The sequence below is a fragment of the Bradyrhizobium sp. CCBAU 45389 genome, from assembly GCF_028128625.1.
GTDB lineage: Bacteria > Pseudomonadota > Alphaproteobacteria > Rhizobiales > Xanthobacteraceae > Bradyrhizobium > Bradyrhizobium liaoningense_B.
Genome location: NZ_LBIY01000002.1, coordinates 338446 through 361962, shown reverse-complemented (window position 1 = coordinate 361962; position 23517 = coordinate 338446). Strand labels below are relative to the sequence as shown.

Below are 23517 nucleotides of genomic sequence, written 5' to 3'. Positions count from 1 at the left end.
TGATGTCCGTCGCTACCGCCACCGCTGCGCCGATCTTGCGTAAGCAAGCCCAACGCTCCATTGCCCGGCGAATCTTCGATCGGGCGGCCTCTACGCCAGGGTTTCGGGTCGGCCTCGGAATCTTCGTCGTGCTTGCGCTCGCAGCCGCGTGCTATCCGGAGCTGAGCGGCCTTGACCCGACCAAGATGGATGTCAAGGCCCGCCTGCTGCCGCCGCTGTTTCTTGGCGGCAATTGGAGCTGGGCTCATCCGCTCGGCACCGACCAGATCGGTCGCGACATGCTGGTACGCTCGCTCGTCGGCCTGCGCTATTCGTTCCTCATCGGCGTTGCCTCGGTCATCGTCATGCTGGCGATCGGATGCGCGCTGGGCACGATTGCAGGGTATTTCGGCGGGCGCACGGACGCTGTCATCATGCGCCTGACCGATGCGCAGCTCTCGATCCCGATGATCATTCTCGCGATTTCCGTTCTTGGCGTCTCCCGGCCGACCATTCCGGCTATCATCCTGGTGCTCGGGGTATCCAACTGGCCGGTCTATGCGCGCATCATGCGCAGCATCGTGATGACCGAGCGGCAGCGCGAATATGTCCGCGCTGCGAAGATCGGCGGTTCGACCGATGTCCGGATCATCCTGACGCTGCTGCTTCCCCTGCTGCTGCCGCCGGTGCTGTTCACCTCGGTCCTGGATGTGGCGCGTATGATGATCTTCGAATCGACGCTCGGCTTTCTCGGGCTCGGTGTGCAGCCGCCGACGCCGACATTCGGCAACATCATTGCCGACGGACGCAAATATCTGCTCAACGCCTGGTGGATCGCCACCATGCCGGGCCTCTTCCTCGGATTGACGCTGACCAGCATCAATCTGATCGGCGCCTCCCTCGAGCGCGCGCGCAACACGATCCACGGGGGAGTGGAAGGATGACGCGACCGCTTCTCGCTCTCACGAACGTCACGATCGCCGCCGGTCGCTCGGCGACCGCGAAGGTCCTCCTCGACGGCGTCTCGCTGAGCCTTGCGCCGCGCGAGATCGTCGGTGTGGTCGGTGCCAGTGGCTCCGGCAAGACCGTGCTCTCCAAGGCCGTGGTCAACTGGCTCGAGCCGCCGCTGACGAAGCGGTCCGGCGAGGTGCTGTTCGAGGGGCAGGACATCTATGCCATGAGCGGCGCGGACATGCGCGCTCTGCGTCAGCGGATTTCCTACGTCGGCGCCAATCCGATGGGGGCACTCGATCCCACTCTGCCGGTTGGCGCCCAAATCGTCGAGAAGATGCGGGCGGTCGTGCCCGGGGTGTCGCGGCGGACGGCCGAAAGCCGTGTGATCGAACTGTTGGACGCCGTGCGTATTCCCTCGGCACGCAACCGCTTTCACGACTATCCCGCACAATTCTCGGGCGGCATGATGCAGCGCGCGCTGATCGTGGATGCGCTGGTGACCAACCCGGCACTCCTGGTGGCCGACAACGTCACCCAGCCCCTGGACGTCACGGTCGCCGCCCAGGTGATCCGGCTGATGAAGGAATTGACGACGAGCTTCGACACGGCCGTCCTGTTCGTCTCGTCGTCGCTGCCAGTGGCTCGCGAAGCCTGTACGCGGATCCTGGTGATGGAAGAGGGGCGCATTGTCGAGGAGCAGTCTACCGAAGATCTGGTCGAAAGGCCGGTGTATCCCTACACGCGCGAGCTCGTGCGGCAGACGCCGAAAATCTGGGGCGAGGCCGTCCCGGCGCCCCGCCATGACGACCAGCGGGAGGTGGTCCTCAGCCTGCGCGATGCCTCGCAGAGCTACAAGGTCAGGAAGAAGACCGGGTTTGGCGGGGTTAATCTTGTTCGTGCCGTCCGCAACGTCACCTTCGACATCCGCCGCGGCGACAGCTTCGCCATCGTCGGTGAATCCGGCTGTGGAAAATCGACCCTGATGCGGCTTCTGTGCAGGCTCGAACTGCCGAGCTCGGGGCAGATCCTCTGTGCAGGCAAGGATATCGCGGCGCTCAGGGGCCGGTCGCTGCTCGAATTTCGCGGGAAGCTCCAGATGGTGCTACAGGATCCCTTCGGTTCGCTGCCGCCGCGGACGGCGGTTGGAAGGATGCTGGAGGGACCGCTGCGGACGCACGGCTGGCGCGACGACGCCAGAATTCGCGAGCGCGTTCTGAAGGTGATGGGGGAGGTGGGCCTGCCGGCCGAACTCTACGGCGAGCTTCCGCTGGGCCTCAGCGCGGGACAACGGCAGCGCATCAACGTCGCCCGCGCGCTCGTCCTCGAGCCGGAAATCCTGATCATGGACGAAACGCTGTCAGCCCTGGATCAGGCGGAGCAGTTCAAGCTGCTCGACCTGTTCGAGAAGCTCCAGAAGGAATACGACCTGACCTACATCTTCATCTCGCACGATCTCGCGATGGTCAGGAAGGCTTGCAATCGCGTCGCCGTGATGTATCTCGGCGAGGTCTTCGAGCTCGCCGACAATGAGCGTCTCTTCTTTGATCCCGGCCATCCCTATACGAAGGCCCTGCTGAGCGCGATGCCGACACTGGAGCCGCGCCGCTACCGGCCGGAGGAGTGCCTGCTCGAGGGCGAGCCGCCGAGCCCGCTGGATATCCCTGTCGGCTGCAGCTTCCGATCACGTTGCCCGCAGGCCATGAACAGATGCGGCCGTCTTCAACCGAGCCTGACGGTGCGTGAGCGGCAGGATTTCGCCGCTTGCCACCTCGTCCTGCCGCCATCGGCATCGGGAGGCCTCGGTGAGGTGGGCACGACCGCGCCATGAGACGGATCGTGAGCAGGAATACGCGCCAGGAAGCGGCCGGCAGTGCCGCGACATGCGGGGAACGTCCATGAGCTTTACGGAGCATCGGCTCGAGCTGATCCGCGATCTGTTGCGGCAGAAGCAGCGGGTCCACGTCAAGGACCTCGTCGACCAGCTCAAGGTCAGCCAGGAATCGATCCGGCGTGATTTGAGGGAGCTCGAGACGCAGGGGTTTGCCCGGCGCGTCTATGGCGGCGCCGTGCTCGATCGGCAGGAGAGTGACCAGCCCTTCGCCGAGCGCCTGCGCGTCGGCGCGAGGGAAAAGGCACGGATCGGCGAGGCCGCTGCGGCGCTCGTCAGTGACGGCATGAAGATCTTCATCGACGAAGGCACCACGGCGCTTGCCTGCCTGAAGCATCTTGAGACCCGCAAGGACCTTACGATCGTGAGCAACTCGCTGGCGGTTGCCGCCCATTTCTACTACGCGCCGACGCCTAGCGTTCGCGTGCTGGGCGGGCGGCTACGGCCGGACTATCAGGCGACGTTTGGTCCTGAGACGGTGGCAGCAATGAAGGAGCACTTCTTCGATCTCGCCATCATCGCGATCAGCGCGGTTCATGCCGAGCGCGGATTCATGGACTATGGCGAGGACGAGGCGATCATCCGCCGCGTCGCGCGCGCTCAGGCGAAACGTTCGGTCATCGTCGCGGACAGCTCCAAGTTCGGCCGCCTCGGCTCGATCCATACGTTTGGCCTGCAGGACGTGCATGGCGTGGTCACGGGAGGCAGCCTGACCAAGGACTTCTCCGAGCAATTTCTCAAATCCCACGTGGAAATCATCTATGCCTGACATCAACTCCGTGCGCGCCCCCATCAACCCATCGCGCTTGCAGGCGATGATGGACGAACTCTCGACGTTCGGCGGCGGCCCCGACGGGTCCATGACACGCCTGGCCCTCTCGAAGGAGGACGGCGCGGCGCGCGATTGGCTCGGGCGCTGGTTTGCCCGGAACGGGTTCAACCAGGCGGTCGATGGCATGGGTAATCAATTCGGGAGCCTGTCGCTCGCCGGCGCCAATGCGCCGGTGGTGATGGTCGGATCTCACATCGACAGCCAGCCCAACGGTGGCCGTTTCGACGGAGCTCTCGGCGTCGTCTCGGCCTGCGAGGCCGTGCTTGCCGTGTCGGAACGGCTGAAGGCGGAGAAGAAGCTCCCCGTCTGCAACTTTCAGGTGGTGAACTGGACCAACGAGGAGGGCGCGCGTTTCCAGCCGAGCCTGTTGGGAAGCAGCGTCTTTGCCGGTGCTCTGGAGCGCGAATGGGCGCTCGACCGCAAGGACGGTGACGGCGTGACCGTGCGGGAATCCCTTGCGCAGATCGGCTATGCCGGCAAGGACAGTGTGGCAAGGCCGAGCGCGCTGATCGAGCTTCACATCGAGGGCGACAAGGCGCTGTTCGAAGCCGATGAAAAGTTTGGCATCTTCACCCGCTTCTGGGGCGCCACCAAATATCGTCTCGCCTTCCTGGGCCGGCAGGCCCATACGGGGCCGACGCCGATGGCGCAGCGCAAGGACGCGTTGCTGGGCGCCGCTTACCTCGTTGCGGATCTGAAGCGAATCGCCGCCGAACACGGCCTTGATCTGCATACGTCGGTCGGCCGCCTCGAAGTGTTTCCAAATTCGCCCAATACCGTTCCGTCCGAGGCCGTCCTCTTCATGGAACTGCGTTCGGGATCACCCGAGGTTCTCGCCGAGGCCGAACGAAAGATGGAGTTGGGAATTGAAGCCGCCGCGGAGAAGGCTGGGGTGACATTCGAGGTGAGGGCGATCGATCGGCGCAAGGCCGGCCGATTTGCCAAAGGGCTGGTCTCGCTTGCGGAGCGAACGGCCGCGGGGTTCGGTGAAACGGCGCGTCATCTCGATACGATCGGCGGTCATGATGCCGTGGCGCTGTCCGCCGTCTGCCCCTCGATCGTTCTGGCGGTCCGCTCGCGTGACGGCGTCATCCACCACCCGACCGAGTTCACGAGCGCCGCAGACCAGGCCTTTGGAACGCAGGTCCTCGCCGACATGCTGTATGCGATGGCCAGCGAAGGGCTGCCGGCAAATGAGGCTGCGGCATGAAAAAGCTTGGTCATCCCAATACGGCTGCGGAGGAGCGCGCCGAGCGGGCAATCCGGAACATGTCGGTTATCGACGCGAACAAGGCAACGTACGCGGTGTCCGCGTTTCCAGTGGCCTCGCCGTCGTATCATGCGGTCGAGTCGACGACATTCAACGTCGCGCCTGACGGCAATGGCGCAAATCTCCTCCTTCGACTTGCGAACGACGAGGTCGCCGAATTGGTCGACGACGACGTGGCCTTTGTGGCGGCACAACGCCTTCACGGCCTGGGCCTGTCGCCGACCCTGGTCGCGCGTGTGCCGGCTGAAAGGGCCGTGCTGTTTTCTCGCCTCGACGAGGGCTGGCGTACGGCCAAGATCGACGATCTGATGCAAGAAGACGCGGTCGTCCGGCTGGTTGAGATGCAGAAGACGATTGCCGCAGGAGAACCGCTGGGACGCCCCTGGTCTGTTTTCGACGGCATCGACCGGCTTTGGCCGTTGATCTCGACGTCAGGCGCGGTGCTCCCGGGCGATGTGAACTGGATGCTGGCCTGGATGACCTCTATCCGGGAGGCGATCTCTGCGTCCGGCGTCGAGCTGAGGCCGGCACACGGCGACCCGCAATCCTCCAACGTGATGCTTGGTCCGGACAAGGCCCTGATGCTGGTCGATTTCGATATGGCCGGCGATATCGACCCCTACTATCAACTGGGTGTTCAGATGAACGAGCTCTACCAGTTCGAGAGCTGGATGAAGCCGCTGCTGGAAATGCATGATGGCCGGTTCTGCGAGAAGGCATTCAATCGATGCCGGCTCTATGCCGCCGCGGACGATCTTTACTGGGCGCTCCGCAGCCTGCTGCAGGATGTGCGTTCACCGCTGCAGGGCGTCGAATTCCTGAAATATGCATCGTGGCGCTTCCTGCGATGCCGGATGCTGCTTGGGCATCCCGGCTTCGAAGAGCGCGTGCGGTCTCTCTAGTGAAGATGGGGCAAGGTGATGATGGAGATGGGATCTGGCCGATCCGATGCTGAACGAACGCTGGAGGCGGCCGTCGTTGGGGTGGAAGTCTGGAAGGGATCTCGTCTGACTTACAGGCCGGTGTCGGGCGGTATCAGCAACACCAATTTTCGTGTCACAGTCGAAGGCGACCCGGTCGGATATTTCGTCAAGATACCCGGTCGCGGCACCGAGATGTTCATCGATCGCCGCGCGGCCCGGGCCGCAAGCAAGCAGGCGGAGATGATGGCGGTCGGGCCGCGGACCTTCGATTATCTCGACCACCTCGACATTGAGGTGTCCGAGTTCCTCGATGATCGCCGGGCTTCGACCCATCGCGACTGCGTCGATCCGCTGTTTCGCGCCAACGTGGTCAGGATGTACCGCCGCTTTCACGAAGGCGAGCCGCTTCCGCTGACCAAGACCGTGTTCGACATGATCGACGAGCACTATGAGCAGGTGAGACAGCTCGGTGGCTACTCTCCGGAAGATCACGTCTGGCTTCAACGTCAGTACAGGCAGGCGCGTGCGGCGCTTGAAGCTGCCGGGCTCGATCTCGTGCCCTGCTTCAATGATCCGATGCCGGGGAATTTTCTCGTCGGGGAAGACAGATCGATCAAGCTGATCGACTTCGAATACGCGTCCAACAACGAGAGGCTCTATGATCTCGCCATCTGGAGCGGGGAACACTTCTTCTCAGAGGATATCGAACAGGAGATTATCGAGGAGTATTTCGGCTCTTACCGCAAGCAGTGGCACGCGCGCTTTATCGTTCACAAGGCACTCGCCGACATCAAGTGGAGCACCTGGGCGATGGTGCAGAACCGCATCTCGACACTGGACTTCGACTTCTACAAATATGGCGTCTGGAAGCATATGCGGGCCCGCTCCATCATCTACGACCCGCGATGGCCGCTGTTCTTGAAGGCGCTGTGATGGCTCACCCCGCCGTCGCGGCTGATGACGCCGACGTCTACCTGTCCTTCGCCGCCGAACTGGCGGATCTGGTCAGGCCCACTGTGCTGTCCTATTTCCGTACGCCGCTGGACGTCGTTTCGAAGTCGGATGACAGCCCCGTGACGATTGCCGATCGCACCGTCGAGCTTCGTCTCAGGGAGAGGATCGAGGAGCGCTTTCCGGAACACGGCATCATCGGTGAGGAGATCGGGGGCAAGCCGGGGGGCGCCTTCACCTGGATCGTGGACCCCATCGACGGCACCAAGAGCTTCATCACCGGCTTTCCCTTGTTCGGAACGCTGATTGCATTGACCTGTGAGGAGCAACCGTTCTGCGGCCTGATCGATATTCCCTTCACGGGGGAGCGGTGGATGGCGCGGCCGGGGCTGTCGCTGTTCGGTGGTCGATTGGCGCGAACCAGCGCGTGCAAGAATATCGCAGACGCGCGATTCTACACGACTTCGCCGGATATGTTCGCCGGCGGCGATGCCGAGACGTTCGAGCGGATCTCGAGAGCCGCGAGATTGCGCCGCTTCGGCGGAGACTGTTACATCTATGGCCTGCTTGCATCGGGACATTGCGACATCGTTCTGGAGACGGGTCTCCAGCCGCATGACTACATGGCGCTGATTCCCATCGTGCAAGGCGCCGGCGGGTGTATCACCGACTGGACCGGACGACCGCTCACGATTCGCTCGGAAGGGCATGTCTTGGCGGCCGCTACGCCGAGGCTCCATGCGGAAGCACTTGCGCTGATCGGCAGGTAGCGCTCATGCCGTACAAGACGACCATCGACGGGACGACTTTCGGCTTCTCCGACCTGAGGGAGCTGCTGGCCAAGGCGACGCCAGAGCGGTCGGGCGACCAGCTTGCGGGCATCGCTGCGAACGGTCCGGTCGAGCGGCTTGCCGCGCAAATGGCGCTCGCAGACCTCCCGCTGAAGACCTTTGTCGCCGAGGAGATCATTCCGGCCGAGACAGACGAGGTCTCGCGCCTCATCATGGAACGCCATGATCCGGCGGCCTTCGCGATCGTCTCGTCGCTGACGGTCGGTGAATTTCGCGAATGGCTGCTCAAGCCGGAGACGGCGCAGCGGCAGCTGGAGGCCGTGGCCCCCGGTTTGACGCCGGAGATGGTGGCGGCGGTGTCGAAGATCATGCGGCTGCAGGACCTGATTTCCGTCGCGTCCAAGCGGGAGGTGGTCACGCGGTTCCGCTCGACCATCGGCCTCAAGGGACGTTTGTCGACGCGCAATCAGCCAAATCATCCGACCGACGATTCCCACGGCATTGCTGCGTCGGCGATCGATGGCCTCCTGATGGGCTCAGGCGACGCCGTGATCGGCGTCAATCCGGCGACCGATACGGTGGACGACTATATCCGCATCGTCTCGCTACTGGACGAGCTGCGCACGCGCCTTTCGATTCCGACACAGACGTGTTGCCTTGGCCATGTGACGACGGCGATGAAGGCGATTGCGGCGAAAGCACCCGTGGATCTCGTATTCCAGTCAATCGCGGGGTCGCAGAAGGCCAATGAGGGATTCGGCGTCAGCCTGTCGCTGTTGCGGGAATCTCATGAGGCCGTACGCGGTCTCGCTCGCAGCGCGATCGACGCCAACCTGATGTATTTCGAGACCGGGCAGGGGGCGGCCCTGTCGGCAGAGGCGAATTTCGGTATCGATCAGCAAACCATGGAAGCCCGCGCCTATGCTGTTGCGCGCGAGTTCAGCCCTCTGCTCGTCAACACCGTGGTCGGATTCATCGGGCCGGAATACCTCTTCAACGGCAAGCAGATCATCCGCGCGGGCCTCGAAGATCATTTCTGCGGCAAGTTGCTCGGCCTGCCGATGGGCGTAGACGTCTGCTACACCAACCATGCCGATGCTGATCAGGAAGACATGGATGCGTTGCTGACGCTGCTATGCGCGGCCAACGTTAATTTCGTCATCACCGTGCCGGGCGCCGACGACGTGATGCTGAACTATCAGTCGCTCGCACATCATGATGCGGTCTATTGCCGGGAGGTCCTGAAACGGCCGCCGGCGCCGGAATTCGAGCGATGGCTCCTTGACGTCGGGTTGACCGATGGCGCCGGTCGACTTCTGGAGGCATCTCCGAGGTTCGCGGACTATATGGCAGACGCCCGGCAGTTGGGGAGGTGACATGACGGACGAACTCGATCGAGGGCCGACGGCGTCGCTCGATCTCCGGGAAATGACCCAGGCGCGGGTCCTTCTCGGCCGTTTCGGTGCGGGGCTGCCGACGCGTGCGGCGCAGTCGTTCCTGCTCGACCATGCGCGCGCGCGGCAGGCAGTTTGGTCAGAGGTTGATTGGGGCTTGGTTCGCGACGGATTGATCGATCTGGAGCTGGGAATTGTCGAGGTGGAAAGCCAGGCTGGAGACCGCGCTACCTATGTTCGTCGGCCGGACCTCGGCCGGAAACTCTCGTTGCAAGCGGCCGACCGTCTCACCGGCGCCCGCTCGGACTATGACATCTTGATCGTCGTAGCTGACGGATTGTCTGCCCGCGCAATCGACACAAACGCCATACCGCTGGTGCGAGCCGTCGTTGGGCTGCTTTCGGCACGGCGGCTTTCCATTGCGCCCCTGGTTCTGGCATCGCAGGCGCGTGTCGCGCTCGGTGATCCCATTGCGGAGATCGTGGGTGCGCGGATCTCCATCGTGATCATCGGCGAGCGGCCCGGCCTGTCGGCGGCCGACAGCGTCGGGATCTATGTGACTTGCTCGCCGCGGCCAGGAACACCCGACTCGAGAAGGAATTGCATATCCAACATCCGCGATGGCGGACTCACAATCGGTCATGCGGCGGATGGAGTGGCGTCGCTGGTTGAGCATATGCTGAAAACGGGCATCAGCGGAGTTGGACTGAAGGATGCATCGTGGGACTTCTGCGCGTTCGACAGCAGCTCCGGGGCGTCAGCTTTGATGGAGTAGTCCTTGTTTGGCCGTAACTGGCTCAAACTCGCCGATGGTGGGTTGCGAACGCGCGAGCTACCCGACTTGAGCCCCGTAAAGGTCGGCATTGCGTGTGCACTCCACCCCGATTTCGTGTGCGCGCGCCCTGTGTACCGGGAGATCAAGAAAATCTTGCAGCAACCGACGTGAACAAGCTCTCCGGAGTGGGCGAAGCGAGTCCAAAAAGTGGCTCCGCGACGAGTTGCATAGAGGCCCTCTGTAGATCTCAGCGAAGTTTGCGCCAACATCGATGCGGGAGCGTTCGCTACAATCTCCGGCGCCCTCTCTCGCTGCTCGCGAAGTACATTACATCGGTGTCCACGCGGCCGACCTTACCGACGGCTACGCAGCTGTGGGCGTAGCGCAGCCACACCCAAGTCGAGCGTTGACTCCAGCACGTTGCTCACTGGCCGATGCCATTCATCTAAAGCTATGAAGCTCACTATCATCACCTGGACCTGGCGATCGCCCTTGCTCCGTCGACGCTCCGGCTTGTCCGCAACAGCGATCAGTTCGTGACGAGAAAATTGCAATCGACCGAGCGGACGACCAGCCAAACTGCACTTGCAATGTTTAGTAAATCGTGCCTTACTAAACAAATCGAGCCTGCCGGGCCTATAGAATCCGGGTGGCGCGAGGAAGCGCAAGTTTAGTTGTTCAGCTCGTCATGGACTGTGTCGCTCCGCTCGAAGCATTCGAGCGGGTAGGAAAGCCGCGCCATGTCGATGGCCGGCCCACTCGGAGGGAACGTGCAATGAAACGAACGATGAAGACGCTTGTAGTGGCCTGCGGGGCTGTTGCCGCCGCGTTCGGCGTCGGAGCGGGCACCACGCCCGCGCAGGCGCAAGGCAAGACCATCACGCTGTGCTGGGCCGCATGGGATCCCGCCAACGCGCTGGTCGAATTGTCGAAGGACTTCACCGCCAAGTCGGGTATCGGTATGAAGTTCGAATTCGTGCCGTGGACCAATTACGCCGATCGATTCCTGAACGAACTCAATTCGCACGGCTCGCTGTGCGACCTCATCATCGGCGATTCACAATGGATCGGCGGCGCTGCGGAGAACGGCCAGTACGTCAAGCTCAACGATTTCTTCAAGAAGGAAGGAATCAGCATGGACGACTACATGCCGGCCACGGTGGTCGGCTATTCCGAGTGGCCGAAGAACACGCCAAACTACTGGGCGCTGCCGGCGATGGGCGATGCGGTGGGCTGGACCTATCGCAAGGACTGGTTCGCGCGGCCGGACGTGCAGAAGGACTTCAAGGCCAAGTACGGCCGCGAGATCGGCGTGCCGAAGACGCTCGATGAGCTCAAGGACATCGCGCAATTCTTCCAGGGCCGCGAGATCGACGGCAAGAAGGTCTACGGCGCCTCGATCTATACCGAGCGCGGCTCGGAAGGCATCACCATGGGCGTCTCGAACTACCTCTACGACTACGGCTTCAAATACGACGATCCGAAGAAGCCCTATGCGATGGATGGGTTCGTGAACTCGGCCAGCGCGGTGAAGGGGCTCGAGGCCTACAAGGAGCTCTACAAGTGCTGCACGCCGCCCGGCGCCTCCAACTCCTACATGTCGGAAGGGCTTGATGCCTTCAAGTCCGGCCAGGTCGCGCTGCAGATGAATTTCTTCGCGTTTTTCCCGGGCCTCTACAAGGACCCGAATGTCGGCGGCGACAAGATCGGTTTCTTCGTCAATCCGGCCGGTCCCGCAGCGCAAGCGACGCAGCTCGGCGGACAGGGTATCTCGGTGGTCTCCTACTCGAAGAACCAGGCCGAGGCGCTGCAATACATCAAGTGGTTCTCCGGCGGCGACGTCCAGAAGAAGTGGTGGGCGCTCGGCGGCTATTCCTGCGCCAAGTCCGTGCTGAACGACCCGAGCTTCCCGAACAGCGCGCCCTTCGCCAAGGAGTTCCTGCAGTCGATGGGAATGGTCGTCGACTTCTGGGCCGAGCCATCCTACGCCCAGCTGCTGCAAGCCGAGCAGAAGCGCGTACATGACTACGTGGTTGCCGACAAGGGCACCGCTCAGGAAGCGCTCGACGGTCTGGTGAAGGACTGGAAGGCGATCTTCAAGGAAGAAGGCAAGAAGTTCTGATGCAATCTGCCCGGAGCGCGTACGCTCGCGCTCCGGGTTTCCTTCGAGATGACCGGAATTCGTCGCAGTGTCGACGCCGGGTGTCAGGATCGGTTCACGCAATGAACGAATTGAGTGCCTCTTCGCGGATGACCTATCGGGCCGTCATGGTCGGGCCAGGCGTGGCGCGTCGTATCCGAGGTCTGTCGGACAGGGCGCTCGCCTGGCTCTTCATCACGCCGACGATCGTGCTGCTGCTGGCGATCAATATCTTCCCGCTGCTCTGGACGATCTATCTGTCGTTCACGAACTACCGCGCGAACAGGGCCAACGTGCCGATGATCTGGCTGGGCGCTGACTGGTACCAGTCGATCCTGACCGATCCTGACATCTGGGCGGCGATGCAGGTGACCGCGCATTTCGTGATCTGGACGGTGGTGATCGAGACCGTCCTCGGATTCGGCCTGGCCTACCTCATCGACAAGAAATTCCGCGGCCACGGCATGTGGACCACGATCATCCTGCTGCCGATGATGCTCTCGCCGGCCGTCGTTGGCAATTTCTGGACGTTCCTGTACCAGCCCCAGATCGGCCTGTTCAATTACGTCGTCGCCTTCTTCACGGGCCGCGCAGCCTCGTCCTTCCAGATGCTGGGCGACGTCACGCTGAGCCCCTGGGCCATCGTCATCGTCGATGCGTGGATGTGGACGCCGTATGTGATGCTGATTTGTCTCGCCGGCCTGCGTTCGATCCCCGATTACATCTACGAGGCGGCCGAGGTCGATCGCGCGTCGAAATGGCGGCAGTTCTGGTCGATCACGCTGCCGATGGCGCTGCCGTTCATCATGCTGGCCGTGCTCTTTCGCGGCATCGAGAATTTCAAGATGTTCGACATGGTCAATCTGCTCACCGGCGGCGGGCCGGGATCGACCACGGAAGTCGCCTCGATCACGCTCAAGCGGGCGGCGTTCGAGAGCTGGCGCACCGGCTATTCCTCAGCCTTCGCGATCATCCTGTTCGTGACGGTCTTCGGACTCGCTAACATCTATGTGAAGGCGCTGAACAAGGTGAAAAGACGATGACATCAGCCACCACAGCCCATTCAGTCGTCGAGCCGTCGGCCACGACACGGCGCTTTGCCGGCTCGCTCGTCGTGCTCTACGCGATCATCACCATGATCCCGCTGGTCTGGATCATGCTCACCGCATTCAAGTCGCCTGACGATGCGATCTCCTATCCGCCGAAGGTGATGTTCAAGCCGTCGCTCGAAGGCTTCTGCAACCTGTTCACGACCCGCTCGCGCCAGACGCCGGAATTCATCCGTTCGCTGGGGCCGCCGCAAGGACTGTGCGATGACATCGCGCGCAGCCGCAACATGGTTGTCGCCGGTCCCTCGAACTATGTGCCGCGCTTCGTCAATTCGCTGATCATTGCGTTCGGCTCGACCGTGCTCGCCGTTGCTTTGGGTACCCTCTCGGCCTACGGCTTCTCCCGGTTCCGCGTGCCGCTGAAAGATGACCTGCTGTTCTTCATCCTGTCGACCCGGATGATGCCGCCGATCGCGGTCGCGATCCCGATCTATCTGATGTACCGCACCATCGGCTTGTCGGACACCAGGCTCGGGATGATCCTGCTCTACACCTCGGTCAACGTCTCGCTCGCGGTCTGGCTGCTCAAGGGTTTCATCGACGAAATCCCGCGCGAATACGAGGAGGCGGCGATGATCGACGGATACACCCGCTTCCAGGCCTTCGTGAAGGTGGTGCTGCCGCAAGCCACCACGGGAATCGCGGCGACGGCGATCTTCTGCCTGATCTTCGCCTGGAACGAATACGCCTTCGCGGTGCTTCTCACCTCGGGCAACGCACAGACGGCGCCGCCATTCATTCCAATCATCATCGGCGAGGGCGGGCAGGACTGGCCCGCGGTGGCCGCCGGCACGACGCTGTTCTTGGTGCCGATCGTGGTGTTCACGGTCTTGTTGCGTAAGCATCTGCTGCGCGGCATCACCTTTGGAGCTGTCCGCAAATGAGCCTCGATGCCACCCCCTCCATCGCACGTCGTGGTCCTGCGGATCGTGTTCTGCGCCGCGGGCCGCTCGAAGCCGTGGCGACGACGATCATCGCTGCCGGTGTCGTGATGTTGATGCAGCCATTCTCACTGACACTTTATTCCTGGTCGTTTGCGACGACCCTGTTCGGCACGGTGATGTACACCATCGTGTCCAAGGTTCGGGAGTAGGGCGCGATGGCACAGATCAAGGTCGAGGCGCTCGACAAATCCTTCGGTGCATTTCATGCGGTCAAGTCCGCCAGCTTCACGGTGGAGGACGGCCAGTTCCTTTGCCTGCTCGGACCTTCCGGCTGCGGCAAGACCACGACGCTCCGCATGATCGCGGGCCTGGAGCTGCCGACGGCGGGTACCATCCGGCTCGGCGGCGAAGACGTGACGATGAACCGCGCGTCGGCGCGCGACATTGCCTTCGTGTTCCAGCTCTTCGCGCTCTATCCGCACATGAATGTCCGCCGCAACATCGGCTTTCCCCTGAAATGCGAGGGCATCGGTGCCGCCGAGCGCGATCGGCGGGTTGTCGAAGTGGCGCGGATTTTGCGGATTTCACATCTCCTCGACCGTTCCGTGTCGGGCCTTGCCGGCGGTGACCGGCAGCGCGTGGCGCTGGGGCGGGCGATTGTACGCAAGCCAAAATGCTTCCTGATGGACGAGCCGCTCGGCGCGCTCGATACCGAGATGCGGGAGGCGATGATTCATGAGTTGCGTGCCCTGCATGATCGGCTCGGCGCGACGACCGTCTACGTTACGCATGACCAGCTCGAGGCCATGGCGATGGCAGACAGGATCGCGGTGATGAACAATGGTGTGGTCGAGCAGGTGGCGAGCCCGCGCGATATGTATGACCGGCCGGCATCGCTGTTCGTCGCAGATTTCATCGGCTCGCCGCCGATGAACTTCCTGCCGTTCCGCGGCGGCTTGCAGACCGGCGCAGAGGCGATCCGGCTCGGCGAGCGTGACGTTGCAATTCCTGCCGCGCGCGAGGCAATGGCGGAAAGCGAGCTCGTGCTTGGGGTGCGGCCCGAGCATGTGCGCTTCACCGATCGCGGCATGGTGCGCGGCGAAGTCTATGGCACGGAATATCTGGGCACGACGCAGATCGTGACCGTGACGACGCATTACGGTGCGCTCAAGGCTCGCTCACCCAGCAGCAGATCCTTCCGGACCGGCGAGACTGTCGGCCTCGACTTCAGGCCCGATACGCTGTCGATCTTCGACAAGGCATCCGGCCGGGCGATCCGTACCGCGCTGCATGAGGGAGTCGCGCATGGCTGAAGTCGAGATCAATGCCGTCTCCAAGGCCTTCGGCAAGACTCAAGCCCTGAGCGATCTGTCGCTGACCGTCGGCGACGGGGAGTTCGTGGCATTGCTCGGGCCGACCGGCGCCGGCAAGACCACCGCATTACGCTTGATTGCCGGATTGGAGCAGCCGGATTCCGGCTCGATCCGCATCGACGGGCGTGACGTGACCGGCGACGCGCCGGCGGACCGCGATGTTGCCTTTGTCTTCCAGCAATATTCGCTGTATCCGCACCTCACCGTGTTCGAGAACATGGCCTTCGCGTTGCGTGCGCCGACCCGCCGCGTGCCCGAAGCCGATATCCATGCGAAGGTGCAGGAGGTGGCGCGCCTGCTTCATATCGAGACCAAGCTGGACAACAAGGCGACGCAGCTGTCAGGCGGGCAGATGCAGCGCGTCGCGATCGGCCGGGCGCTGGTCCGCTCGCCCTCGATCTATCTGATGGACGAGCCGCTCTCCTCGCTGGATGCCAAGCTGCGCGGCGAACTACGCCTCGAGCTCAAGCGGATCCAGGTCGATCTCGGCGCGACCATCCTCTATGTCACCCACGATCAGACGGAGGCGATGACCATGGCCTCGCGCATCGGCGTGATCGAAAGCGGGCGGCTGATGCAGATCGGCTCGCCGCGGGAGATCTACGAGAATCCGATCAACGCGCATGTCGCGGCAAGGCTGGGCCAGCCGGTGATCAACCTGCTGCCGGCGGCTCTGTTCGGCGGCGCGCCAGCCGGCGCCGAGACCATCGGCGCGCGGACCGAGCACCTGACGATAGCGCGTAACGGCGGCGATGTCTCGGCAACCGTCAAGCGGGTCGAGCACCTCGGTGACCAGAGCCATCTCCATCTCGACCTCGCCGGGAGGCCGGTGGTGACCCTGGCGGATCCCGAAGCGGGCTTTGGCGCAGGAGACGTCGTGTCGCTCCGTTTGAATAAACCGCTGTTTTTCGATGCGAAGGGCTGGAGGGTAGCGGCATGAGCCTTGATCGGGTAGCCAGGGAAAGATTGGTGCGTGCGCTGGCAGCGTCGGTGATCGAACACGCGGACGAGTTGACGAGCCTCGACCAGGCGATTGGCGATGGGGATCACGGGCTGAACATGAAGCGCGGTTTCGAGGCGGTGCTTGCGGCGCTGCCAGGCCTTGCCGACAAGTCGCTTCCAGAAATGCTGAAGGCGATCGGAATGACGTTGGTGATGAAGGTCGGCGGTGCTTCGGGGCCGCTGGTCGGGACTTTCTTCATGGAACTGGGCAAGGCACTTCCGGGGCAGCCGAGCCGGGCCGATCTCGTCGCGGCGACGGAGAAGGCGATCGAGGCCGTCAAGGCGCGCGGCCGTTCGGAGGCAGGGCAGAAGACGCTGCTGGATGTCCTGGTGCCGGTTCACGCCTTACTTGCGGGAGGCGGTGACGCCAAGGCGATCGCGGCGGAGGCTGTGCAAGCGGCCGATCGTACCACGCCGATGCTGGCGATCCGCGGTCGCGCGTCGTTTCTTGGCGAACGTTCCATCGGTCATATGGACCCGGGCTCGCGCTCGGCGTCACTTCTGATCGGCGCAGCAGTTGAGGCACTGGAGTTCGAGGTCAATACATGAGCAATGTCGGAATTGTCATCGTGTCGCATTCGCCGAAGATCGCGGAAGGCGCGGCCGATATGGTGCGCCAGATGGTCGGAGACGCGGTGCCGCTGGCCTGGACCGGTGGCGATGTCGATGGCGGCCTAGGTACGAATGTTGCAGGAATCCTCGAGGCGATCGAGACGGCCTGGTCACCGGCGGGCGTTGCGATCCTCGTCGATCTCGGCGGTGCCGAGACCAATTCGGAGATGGCGGTCGAGATGCTCCCGGAAGACCGGCGCGCGCGCGTCCTTGTCTGCAATGCGCCGGTGGTCGAGGGGGCCGTGATCGCTGCGACCGAATCTTCGGGCGGCTCATCGCTTGCCGCCGTCAAGCGCAGTGCGGAGGAATTCTATGCATGATGCCAACGCCAACCGGGCGGCTCAGACGTTTGCGCCGCTGACCGCCTCGGCGGTCCTCGTCAATCCGGTCGGCCTGCACGCGCGGCCGTCGGTGAAGCTCACGCAATGCGCCAAAGGCTTTGCCGCCAAGATCGAAATTGCGCTTGCTGCCGAGGGACCCTGGACCGACGCCAAGAGCCCGGTGAAGGTGATGCGTGTAAAGGCGCCGCAAGGCGCAACGCTGCATTTCCGCGTCGCTGGTCCCGATGGTGACGCGGCGCTCGCGGCGATGCTGGCGCTGGTGCATGACGGTTTCGGTGAGGCGTAGAATCGTGGGCGAGATTCACCTCACCGGCCATCCCGCTTCGCCAGGCCTCGCCATCGGCCCGGTCGCCATGTTGACGAGTGCCGTGGCGAGCAGGTTGACGAAGGGCGATCCCGGACAGGAGGCCGCAGCGCTGAAGGTAGCGATCGAGGGGGCAGCAGCCGAGCTTGCCGAACTGATCGCGACGGTTCATGGCGAGGCCGCGGAGATCCTGGAATTCCAGGTCGCGATGCTCGGTGACGATGCGCTCGCGGAGGGGGCTTACGAGGCTGTTGCGGGCGGTACGGCTGCCGATGAGGCCTGGCGCGCAGCACTCGACGCGGAGATCGCTGGCTATCGCGCGGCGGATGAGGAGTATTTCCGCGCCCGTGCCGCCGATCTCGTCGACATTCGCGATCGCGTGCTCGCAGGGCTCAACGGCGCAAACACGATCGCAAAAATCTCCGGAGCTTCCGTCGTCACGGGCGACGATATTTCGCCATCGACGTTCCTCGCCGTGGACTGGACCCGCGGCGGTGCCATTGCGCTCGCTAGCGGATCGCCATCGTCGCATGTCGCGATGCTCGCGCGATCGCGCGGTGCCCCCATGGTGGTTGGACTGGGTCCATTACCGTGGAACGGACAGCCGCCGTCATTGGCTCTGGTCGACGGCGATACCGGCAGCGTGATCTTTGATCCCAAGCCGGAAACGCGCCGCCTGTTCGAGCAGCGGATGGCGGCGGCGCGTGCCGCACAGATCGCTGCCGACGCGGGGCGCCTCAAGCCGGCGCTGACGGCCGATGGCCGGCGCATCGCCGTCCTGCTCAACGTTGCCGCGCCCCAAGACCTCGCGGCGCTCGATCCCGCTATTTGCGACGGCATCGGACTCGTGCGGACCGAGTTTCTGTTCGAGGGATCGAGAGGCCTGCCCAACGAGGATACGCAATATTCGGTCTATCGACGCATTCTCGAATGGGCTGCGGGACGGCCGGTGACGATCCGCACTCTCGATGCCGGCGGCGACAAGCCAATCGCCGACCTGACGGTCGAGGGTGAGCGCAACCCATTCCTGGGCCTGCGCGGGATCCGGCTCTCGCTTGCGCGGCCGGAGGTGTTTCGCGTGCAGTTGCGGGCGCTGTGCCGGGCGGCCGTGCATGGGGCGCTGAAGGTGATGCTGCCGATGGTCGCGGTCCCCTCGGAGCTCGACCGTGCCAAGGCCATGATGGACGCGGAGTTTGCGGCACTCAAGGCAGCGGGGATCGCCTGCGCGCGTCCGCCGCTCGGCATCATGGTCGAGGTCCCGGCGGCAGCGCTGTGCGCGGAAGAGTTCGGCGCGGCGTTCTATTCGATCGGGTCCAACGACCTGACCCAGTACACAATGGCTGCGGCACGCGATATCGGCGCTGTCGCCGACCTCAACGATGCCGGCCATCCGGCGGTGCTGGCGCTGATCGCGCGAACCGTCGAGGCCGGGCGCAAGCGCGGTGTTGAGGTTTCGCTCTGCGGGGATGCCGCAGCGGATACGCGCTTGACGAAGGCGCTGCTGGCGACAGGCTTGACGACCCTCTCGGTCTCGCCGATTGCGGTCGCGCGGCTCAAGGCCGCCATCGCTGGGGTGACCGCATGACCGACGATGCAGGCGAAGACACAAGCCGGCCGGGCGACAGCAACGTCGCGGATTACAAGCTCATCCTGCGGCGGGCTCTCGACAACAGGCCGTCCGGGACGCGGTTGAAGCTCGCGGCCGCGCTCGGCAAGAACCGCTCCTTCGTGAGCCAGATCACCAATCCGGCCTATCTGGTGCCGATTCCGGCGAAGCATGTCCCCATTATCTTCGAGGTCTGCCATCTCGCAGGTGCCGAGCGCGCGGCTTTCCTCGAAGCCTATGGGCGCGCACATCCGGGGCGGCTGCGTGGCGCTCACCGCGAGGCGCGCACGCGCATTGTTTCCGTGACCGTGCCAGATCTCGGCGACGACAAGAAAAATCGCGCGCTCGAGCAGCTCATCGTCGACTTTGCTGCCCAGCTCGCGCGCTACGCCGAAAGCATCGGCTGACGAATTCGAAACGCAAAGAAGATAACCGGGAGGACGCCATGAAAAAGCTGATCAACGGCGCCGACACAGTGCTCGAAGAGAGTCTCGACGGATTGGCGGCTGCACATGCCGATATCCTGCTGCTCGGCGCCGAGCGGAAGTTCGTGCGCCGTCGTACACTGAAGCCGGGCAAGGTTGCGCTCATCTCAGGCGGCGGCTCCGGCCATGAACCGCTCCACGCCGGCTTTGTCGGCCACGGCATGCTCGATGCCGCCTGTCCGGGCCAGGTCTTCACGTCGCCGACACCGGATCAGATGATCGAGGCGGCTGAGGCCGTCGACACCGGGGCAGGCGTGCTGTTCATCGTCAAGAACTACGAAGGCGATGTGATGAATTTCACCATGGCCGCCGAGATGGCAGGGCGTGAGGTCGTCAGCGTCGTGACCAACGACGATGTCGCGGTTGAGAAATCGACCTACACGACCGGCCGTCGCGGCGTCGCGGGCACGCTGATCGTGGAAAAGATGGTCGGCGCCGCTGCTGAAAGGGGAATGCCGCTCGCCGCGCTCAAGACGCTTGGCGATGACGTCAACCGACGCACTCGCTCGATGGGGGTGGCGCTGCTGCCGTGCACGGTTCCGGCGGCGGGCCGGCCGAACTTCACCCTGGCCGACAACGAGATGGAAATGGGGGTCGGCATTCACGGCGAGCCGGGTCGCCGCCGGGTGCCGCTGGCCTCTGCCGATGCGATCGCGGCCGAGATGCTCAACGCGATCCTGGGCGATCTCGCGCCGAGCAAGGGCAGCGAAGTCCTGCTTCTCATCAACGGGTTCGGCGCGACGCCGCTGATCGAGCTCTATCTGATGGCCAACAGCGCCAAGCGCATCCTGGACGGGGCGGGGATCACGGCGACGCGCTTCCTCACCGGCTCCTATGTGACGTCTCTCGACATGGCCGGTGCTTCGATCACCGTCTCAGTGCTCGAGGGTCAGGCAAAAGAATTGTGGGATGCCCCCGTGCATACCGCGGCGCTACGCTGGGGTATCTGATGGACCGAAGCGAGAGCTCGGAGTTTTCAGTTGGAAAGGCTCGTGGCCCGGTAAATCGGAATGATGCCGTGATCTGAACTTAGCGTTCGAATGCCGCATCGACGCTTCGTTCATACGATTCCGAGTGCGGCCAACTTCTTCACGATCTGGTCCGCCAATTGCTCGGGCTGCTGACCAATCGTTTGCAGGTGTATTTCGGGAGTCTCCGGCGGTTCGTACGGGGCATCGAAGCCGGTAAAATTCCTGATCTTGCCGGCCTTTGCCTTGGCGTAGAGACCCTTTGGATCCCGCCGTGCACATTCGTCGATAGGTGTATCGACGAATACCTCAATGAACTCTCCATCGGACACCAGTCGGCGCACCATGTCTCGCTCGGCGCGATAGGGAGAAATGAACGAGCACAGCACGATCAGGCCTGCATCCACCAGTAGTTTTGCTGTCTCTCCGGCACGACGGATATTCTCAACGCGGTCCGCCTCCGTGAAACCGAGGTCCCGGCTGAGGCCATGGCGCAGATTGTCGCCGTCCAGCATCATCGTGTGATGGCCGCCGGCGTGAAGCCGGCGTTCAACGATGTTGGCAATCGTCGACTTGCCGGCACCCGACAGGCCGGTGAGCCATACGATGGCTGGCTTCTGGTGCTTTTGCGCAGCGCGCTCCGACTTTCCTACCAGCGTGGCCTGCCAGGGGACATTGGTGGCACGCTGCAGGCCAAACGCGATCATCCCCGCGCCAAGCGTATGATTGGTCAAGCGGTCGATGACGATAAATGATCCAGTCTTGCGGTTCTGCCCGTACGGGTCGAACGCGACGGGTGTGCCCGTCGACAGATTGCAGAACGCGATATCGTTGAGGCCGAGCGTGCGAGCGGCAAGGTGCTCGCGGGTGTTGACGTCGATCTTGTACTTGATCCCGGTGACCGTAACAGGCGTCGTCCGGGTGCCGATGCGGGCCAGATAGGAGCGGCCAGGCATGAGTTGCTGGTCGCTCATCCAGATGACATGTGCCGCAAACTGGTCCGATACCTCGGGAGGAGAATCCGGACTGATCAGGAGATCGCCGCGGGCGATGTCCAGCTCGTCTGCGAGCGTGATCGTGATCGCGTCACCGGCCTGGGCGGAGGTCTGAGCGCCTTCCGCGGTCAGGAGTTCCTTCACCCTCGAGAGCCTGCCGGAATTCGCGACGGCGATGGGATCGCCGGCATTGATTGTCCCGGATGCTACCGTGCCGGCGTAACCTCTGAAATCAAGATGGGGTCGGTTGACCCATTGCACCGGAAAGCGGAACGGACGTTCGATCGTGTCGCCACTCACATCGATGGTTTCGAGATAGTCGAGCAGGCTTGGCCCGCGAAACCAGGGCGTGTTGTCCGACACCTTCGTGACGTTGTCGCCATGTCGGGCCGAGATTGGAATCGGTGCGATCGACGAAAAGCCGAGTTCCGCGGCGAAGCCTCTGTATTCATCGACAATGCGAGAGAAAATCTCGCTTTGATAGGAGATCAGATCGATCTTGTTCACGGCCAGGACAACATGACGTATGCCGAGCAGCGAACAAATCAGGGAGTGTCGTCTGGTCTGAGGCAAAACACCTTTGCGCGCATCGATCAGGAGAATGGCGAGATCGGCTGTCGATGCCCCGGTGGCCATATTCCGCGTGTACTGCTCGTGGCCGGGCGTGTCGGCGACAATGAAAGAACGTCGGGGTGTGCTGAAGAAACGATGTGCAACGTCGATCGTGATGCCTTGCTCCCGTTCGGCTTCGAGCCCATCCATGAGGAGTGCAAGGTCGATGTCGTCTCCGGTGGTGCCGTGGCGCTTCGACTCCGTCGCCAACACGGATAGTTGATCTTCAAAGATCAGCTTGGAGTCATGCAGGAGGCGGCCGATCAGCGTGGACTTTCCGTCATCCACCGATCCACAGGTGAGGAAACGAAGCAGGTCCTTGCTCTGCGCTTCGACGGGAAGTTCGCGGCTGTCCATCAAAAGTAGCCTTCGCGCTTCTTTCGCTCCATTGATGCGGGTTCGTCGCTGTCTATCAGGCGCCCCTGCCGCTCCGAGAGCCGCGTCGATCTCATTTCCGAGATGATATCTTCCAGCGTTGTGGCGCTGGAATCGATCGCACCGGTCAGGGGATAGCAACCCAGCGTCCGAAATCGAACTTGCCGCGATTCCGGCTGCTCGTCCGCATTGAGGGGCAGTCTCTCGTCATCGACCATGATCCAGGAGCCGCCGCGCGCCACGACCGGGCGGTGTTTGGCGAAATAAAGCGGCACCACGGGAATGTTTTCCAGATGGATGTAGTGCCAGACATCCAGTTCGGTCCAGTTCGAGAGCGGGAAAACGCGAACGGTTTCGCCTGGTCCGACACGGGTGTTGTACAGGTTCCACAATTCTGGGCGCTGGTTGCGGGGGTCCCAGACATGTCCGCGCGAGCGAAAGGAGAAGATCCGCTCCTTGGCCCGGCTCTTCTCTTCGTCCCTGCGAGCGCCGCCAAAAGCGGCATCGAAGCCATAGAGGTCGAGCGCCTGTTTGAGCGCGTGGGTCTTCATCACCTGAGTGTGGATCGACGAGCCCGATGTAATCGGCGAGATGCCACGGCCTAGACCATCCTGATTGATGTAGATGAGCAGCTCGATGCCGAGCCGACGCGCTGTCTCGTCGCGAAACGAGATCATCTCGCGAAACTTCCATGTCGTATCGACGTGCAATAGCGGAAACGGGAGCTTTGCGGGGTAGAACGCCTTGAGCGCCAAATGCAGCATGACGCTGGAGTCCTTGCCAATCGAATAGAGCATCACCGGGCGTCTGAATTCGGCGATAACTTCGCGCATGATCTCGATTGATTGAGCTTCCAGACTCTTGAGGTGCTTCGGAAGCCCGCGCTGCGTCCCGTCAGTGGTTGATGCGACGAAATTCATTGCAGGCGCCTTCAGGGGAATCTCATTGGGAATG

Annotated in this window: 23 protein-coding genes; 21 read left to right on the top strand and 2 right to left on the bottom strand. The window is 62.9% G+C overall.

What is annotated here, in order from left to right; all coding sequences use genetic code 11:
• Positions 1 to 2: 2 nt before the first annotated feature.
• The 21 genes from XH79_RS01665 to dhaK all read left to right on the top strand — a co-directional run bounded on the left by XH79_RS01665 (position 3) and on the right by dhaK (position 20563).
• A complete protein-coding gene (locus XH79_RS01665; protein ID WP_271580399.1) occupies positions 3 to 923 on the top strand; it encodes an ABC transporter permease in 921 nt (306 codons plus the stop codon).
• Positions 920 to 2761, top strand: a complete 1842-nt coding sequence (locus XH79_RS01660; protein WP_271580398.1) for an ABC transporter ATP-binding protein — start codon at positions 920 to 922, stop codon at positions 2759 to 2761. The genes XH79_RS01665 and XH79_RS01660 overlap by 4 nt, the downstream gene beginning before the upstream one ends.
• A gap of 67 nt (positions 2762 to 2828) precedes the next feature.
• Positions 2829 to 3590: a DeoR/GlpR family DNA-binding transcription regulator gene (locus XH79_RS01655; protein WP_212338644.1), complete on the top strand. Its 762-nt coding sequence runs from the start codon at positions 2829 to 2831 to the stop codon at positions 3588 to 3590.
• Positions 3583 to 4863, top strand: coding sequence for a Zn-dependent hydrolase (locus tag XH79_RS01650; RefSeq protein ID WP_271580397.1), 1281 nt, complete (start codon positions 3583 to 3585; stop codon positions 4861 to 4863). Before XH79_RS01655 ends, XH79_RS01650 begins: the two co-directional genes overlap by 8 nt.
• Entirely contained in the window at positions 4860 to 5825 is a 966-nt protein-coding gene (locus tag XH79_RS01645) for a phosphotransferase (RefSeq protein ID WP_271580396.1), read from the top strand. The genes XH79_RS01650 and XH79_RS01645 overlap by 4 nt, the downstream gene beginning before the upstream one ends.
• 18 nt (positions 5826 to 5843) lie before the next feature.
• Entirely contained in the window at positions 5844 to 6779 is a 936-nt protein-coding gene (locus XH79_RS01640; RefSeq protein ID WP_271580395.1) for a choline/ethanolamine kinase family protein, read from the top strand.
• A complete protein-coding gene (gene hisN, locus XH79_RS01635; protein ID WP_271580394.1) occupies positions 6779 to 7567 on the top strand; it encodes a histidinol-phosphatase in 789 nt (262 codons plus the stop codon). Before XH79_RS01640 ends, hisN begins: the two co-directional genes overlap by 1 nt.
• A 5-nt stretch (positions 7568 to 7572) precedes the next feature.
• Complete coding sequence (locus tag XH79_RS01630) at positions 7573 to 8964, top strand: ethanolamine ammonia-lyase subunit EutB (RefSeq protein WP_271580721.1); 1392 nt, start codon at positions 7573 to 7575, stop codon at positions 8962 to 8964.
• Between the two features lies 1 nt (position 8965).
• Positions 8966 to 9757 (top strand): ethanolamine ammonia-lyase subunit EutC, encoded by a 792-nt coding sequence (eutC, locus tag XH79_RS01625; protein ID WP_271580393.1) that lies wholly within the window; start codon positions 8966 to 8968, stop codon positions 9755 to 9757.
• 787 nt (positions 9758 to 10544) lie between these two features.
• Entirely contained in the window at positions 10545 to 11879 is a 1335-nt protein-coding gene (locus XH79_RS01620) for an ABC transporter substrate-binding protein (RefSeq protein ID WP_433996634.1), read from the top strand.
• A 101-nt stretch (positions 11880 to 11980) separates the two neighbouring features.
• Positions 11981 to 12940: a carbohydrate ABC transporter permease gene (locus XH79_RS01615; protein ID WP_271580392.1), complete on the top strand. Its 960-nt coding sequence runs from the start codon at positions 11981 to 11983 to the stop codon at positions 12938 to 12940.
• Positions 12937 to 13890 carry a carbohydrate ABC transporter permease gene (locus tag XH79_RS01610; RefSeq protein WP_027557138.1) on the top strand — a complete coding sequence of 318 codons (954 nt, stop codon included), beginning with the start codon at positions 12937 to 12939 and terminating at the stop codon, positions 13888 to 13890. Before XH79_RS01615 ends, XH79_RS01610 begins: the two co-directional genes overlap by 4 nt.
• On the top strand, positions 13887 to 14099 hold the full coding sequence (locus tag XH79_RS01605; RefSeq protein WP_271580391.1) for a hypothetical protein: 213 nt from the start codon (positions 13887 to 13889) through the stop codon (positions 14097 to 14099). Before XH79_RS01610 ends, XH79_RS01605 begins: the two co-directional genes overlap by 4 nt.
• A gap of 6 nt (positions 14100 to 14105) precedes the next feature.
• Positions 14106 to 15203 (top strand): ABC transporter ATP-binding protein, encoded by a 1098-nt coding sequence (locus tag XH79_RS01600; RefSeq protein ID WP_271580390.1) that lies wholly within the window; start codon positions 14106 to 14108, stop codon positions 15201 to 15203.
• A complete protein-coding gene (locus XH79_RS01595) occupies positions 15196 to 16203 on the top strand; it encodes an ABC transporter ATP-binding protein (RefSeq protein WP_271580389.1) in 1008 nt (335 codons plus the stop codon). Before XH79_RS01600 ends, XH79_RS01595 begins: the two co-directional genes overlap by 8 nt.
• Positions 16200 to 16814 (top strand): dihydroxyacetone kinase subunit DhaL, encoded by a 615-nt coding sequence (gene dhaL, locus XH79_RS01590; RefSeq protein ID WP_271580388.1) that lies wholly within the window; start codon positions 16200 to 16202, stop codon positions 16812 to 16814. The genes XH79_RS01595 and dhaL overlap by 4 nt, the downstream gene beginning before the upstream one ends.
• Positions 16811 to 17197 carry a dihydroxyacetone kinase phosphoryl donor subunit DhaM gene (dhaM, locus tag XH79_RS01585; protein ID WP_027557143.1) on the top strand — a complete coding sequence of 129 codons (387 nt, stop codon included), beginning with the start codon at positions 16811 to 16813 and terminating at the stop codon, positions 17195 to 17197. The genes dhaL and dhaM overlap by 4 nt, the downstream gene beginning before the upstream one ends.
• The gene (locus tag XH79_RS01580) at positions 17190 to 17504 is read left to right on the top strand and encodes an HPr family phosphocarrier protein (RefSeq protein WP_209961969.1); all 315 of its coding nucleotides are present in this window, start codon (positions 17190 to 17192) and stop codon (positions 17502 to 17504) included. The genes dhaM and XH79_RS01580 overlap by 8 nt, the downstream gene beginning before the upstream one ends.
• A 4-nt stretch (positions 17505 to 17508) precedes the next feature.
• Entirely contained in the window at positions 17509 to 19107 is a 1599-nt protein-coding gene (gene ptsP, locus XH79_RS01575) for a phosphoenolpyruvate--protein phosphotransferase (RefSeq protein ID WP_271580387.1), read from the top strand.
• The gene (locus tag XH79_RS01570) at positions 19104 to 19535 is read left to right on the top strand and encodes a hypothetical protein (protein ID WP_212338681.1); all 432 of its coding nucleotides are present in this window, start codon (positions 19104 to 19106) and stop codon (positions 19533 to 19535) included. Before ptsP ends, XH79_RS01570 begins: the two co-directional genes overlap by 4 nt.
• Before the next feature lie 38 nt (positions 19536 to 19573).
• On the top strand, positions 19574 to 20563 hold the full coding sequence (dhaK, locus tag XH79_RS01565) for a dihydroxyacetone kinase subunit DhaK (protein WP_271580386.1): 990 nt from the start codon (positions 19574 to 19576) through the stop codon (positions 20561 to 20563).
• Between the two features lie 110 nt (positions 20564 to 20673).
• Here dhaK and cysN read toward each other — a convergent pair whose 3' ends face one another.
• Positions 20674 to 22545, bottom strand: a complete 1872-nt coding sequence (gene cysN, locus XH79_RS01560; RefSeq protein ID WP_271580385.1) for a sulfate adenylyltransferase subunit CysN — start codon at positions 22543 to 22545, stop codon at positions 20674 to 20676.
• Entirely contained in the window at positions 22545 to 23483 is a 939-nt protein-coding gene (gene cysD / locus XH79_RS01555) for a sulfate adenylyltransferase subunit CysD (RefSeq protein WP_212338687.1), read from the bottom strand. The genes cysN and cysD overlap by 1 nt, the downstream gene beginning before the upstream one ends.
• Positions 23484 to 23517 lie beyond the last annotated feature (34 nt).

Coding starts and splice junctions, on each gene's coding strand:
- cysN (WP_271580385.1), bottom strand. CDS start 22,545: ATGGACAGCCGCGAACTTCCCGTCGAAGCGCAGAGCAAGGACCTGCTT.
- dhaM (WP_027557143.1), top strand. CDS start 16,811: ATGAGCAATGTCGGAATTGTCATCGTGTCGCATTCGCCGAAGATCGCG.
- hisN (WP_271580394.1), top strand. CDS start 6,779: ATGGCTCACCCCGCCGTCGCGGCTGATGACGCCGACGTCTACCTGTCC.
- dhaL (WP_271580388.1), top strand. CDS start 16,200: ATGAGCCTTGATCGGGTAGCCAGGGAAAGATTGGTGCGTGCGCTGGCA.
- XH79_RS01595 (WP_271580389.1), top strand. CDS start 15,196: ATGGCTGAAGTCGAGATCAATGCCGTCTCCAAGGCCTTCGGCAAGACT.
- XH79_RS01580 (WP_209961969.1), top strand. CDS start 17,190: ATGCATGATGCCAACGCCAACCGGGCGGCTCAGACGTTTGCGCCGCTG.
- XH79_RS01650 (WP_271580397.1), top strand. CDS start 3,583: ATGCCTGACATCAACTCCGTGCGCGCCCCCATCAACCCATCGCGCTTG.
- eutC (WP_271580393.1), top strand. CDS start 8,966: ATGACGGACGAACTCGATCGAGGGCCGACGGCGTCGCTCGATCTCCGG.
- XH79_RS01610 (WP_027557138.1), top strand. CDS start 12,937: ATGACATCAGCCACCACAGCCCATTCAGTCGTCGAGCCGTCGGCCACG.
- XH79_RS01605 (WP_271580391.1), top strand. CDS start 13,887: ATGAGCCTCGATGCCACCCCCTCCATCGCACGTCGTGGTCCTGCGGAT.
- XH79_RS01630 (WP_271580721.1), top strand. CDS start 7,573: ATGCCGTACAAGACGACCATCGACGGGACGACTTTCGGCTTCTCCGAC.
- dhaK (WP_271580386.1), top strand. CDS start 19,574: ATGAAAAAGCTGATCAACGGCGCCGACACAGTGCTCGAAGAGAGTCTC.
- XH79_RS01620 (WP_433996634.1), top strand. CDS start 10,545: ATGAAGACGCTTGTAGTGGCCTGCGGGGCTGTTGCCGCCGCGTTCGGC.
- XH79_RS01600 (WP_271580390.1), top strand. CDS start 14,106: ATGGCACAGATCAAGGTCGAGGCGCTCGACAAATCCTTCGGTGCATTT.
- XH79_RS01640 (WP_271580395.1), top strand. CDS start 5,844: ATGATGGAGATGGGATCTGGCCGATCCGATGCTGAACGAACGCTGGAG.
- XH79_RS01665 (WP_271580399.1), top strand. CDS start 3: ATGTCCGTCGCTACCGCCACCGCTGCGCCGATCTTGCGTAAGCAAGCC.
- XH79_RS01570 (WP_212338681.1), top strand. CDS start 19,104: ATGACCGACGATGCAGGCGAAGACACAAGCCGGCCGGGCGACAGCAAC.
- cysD (WP_212338687.1), bottom strand. CDS start 23,483: ATGAATTTCGTCGCATCAACCACTGACGGGACGCAGCGCGGGCTTCCG.
- XH79_RS01645 (WP_271580396.1), top strand. CDS start 4,860: ATGAAAAAGCTTGGTCATCCCAATACGGCTGCGGAGGAGCGCGCCGAG.
- XH79_RS01655 (WP_212338644.1), top strand. CDS start 2,829: ATGAGCTTTACGGAGCATCGGCTCGAGCTGATCCGCGATCTGTTGCGG.
- XH79_RS01660 (WP_271580398.1), top strand. CDS start 920: ATGACGCGACCGCTTCTCGCTCTCACGAACGTCACGATCGCCGCCGGT.
- XH79_RS01615 (WP_271580392.1), top strand. CDS start 11,981: ATGAACGAATTGAGTGCCTCTTCGCGGATGACCTATCGGGCCGTCATG.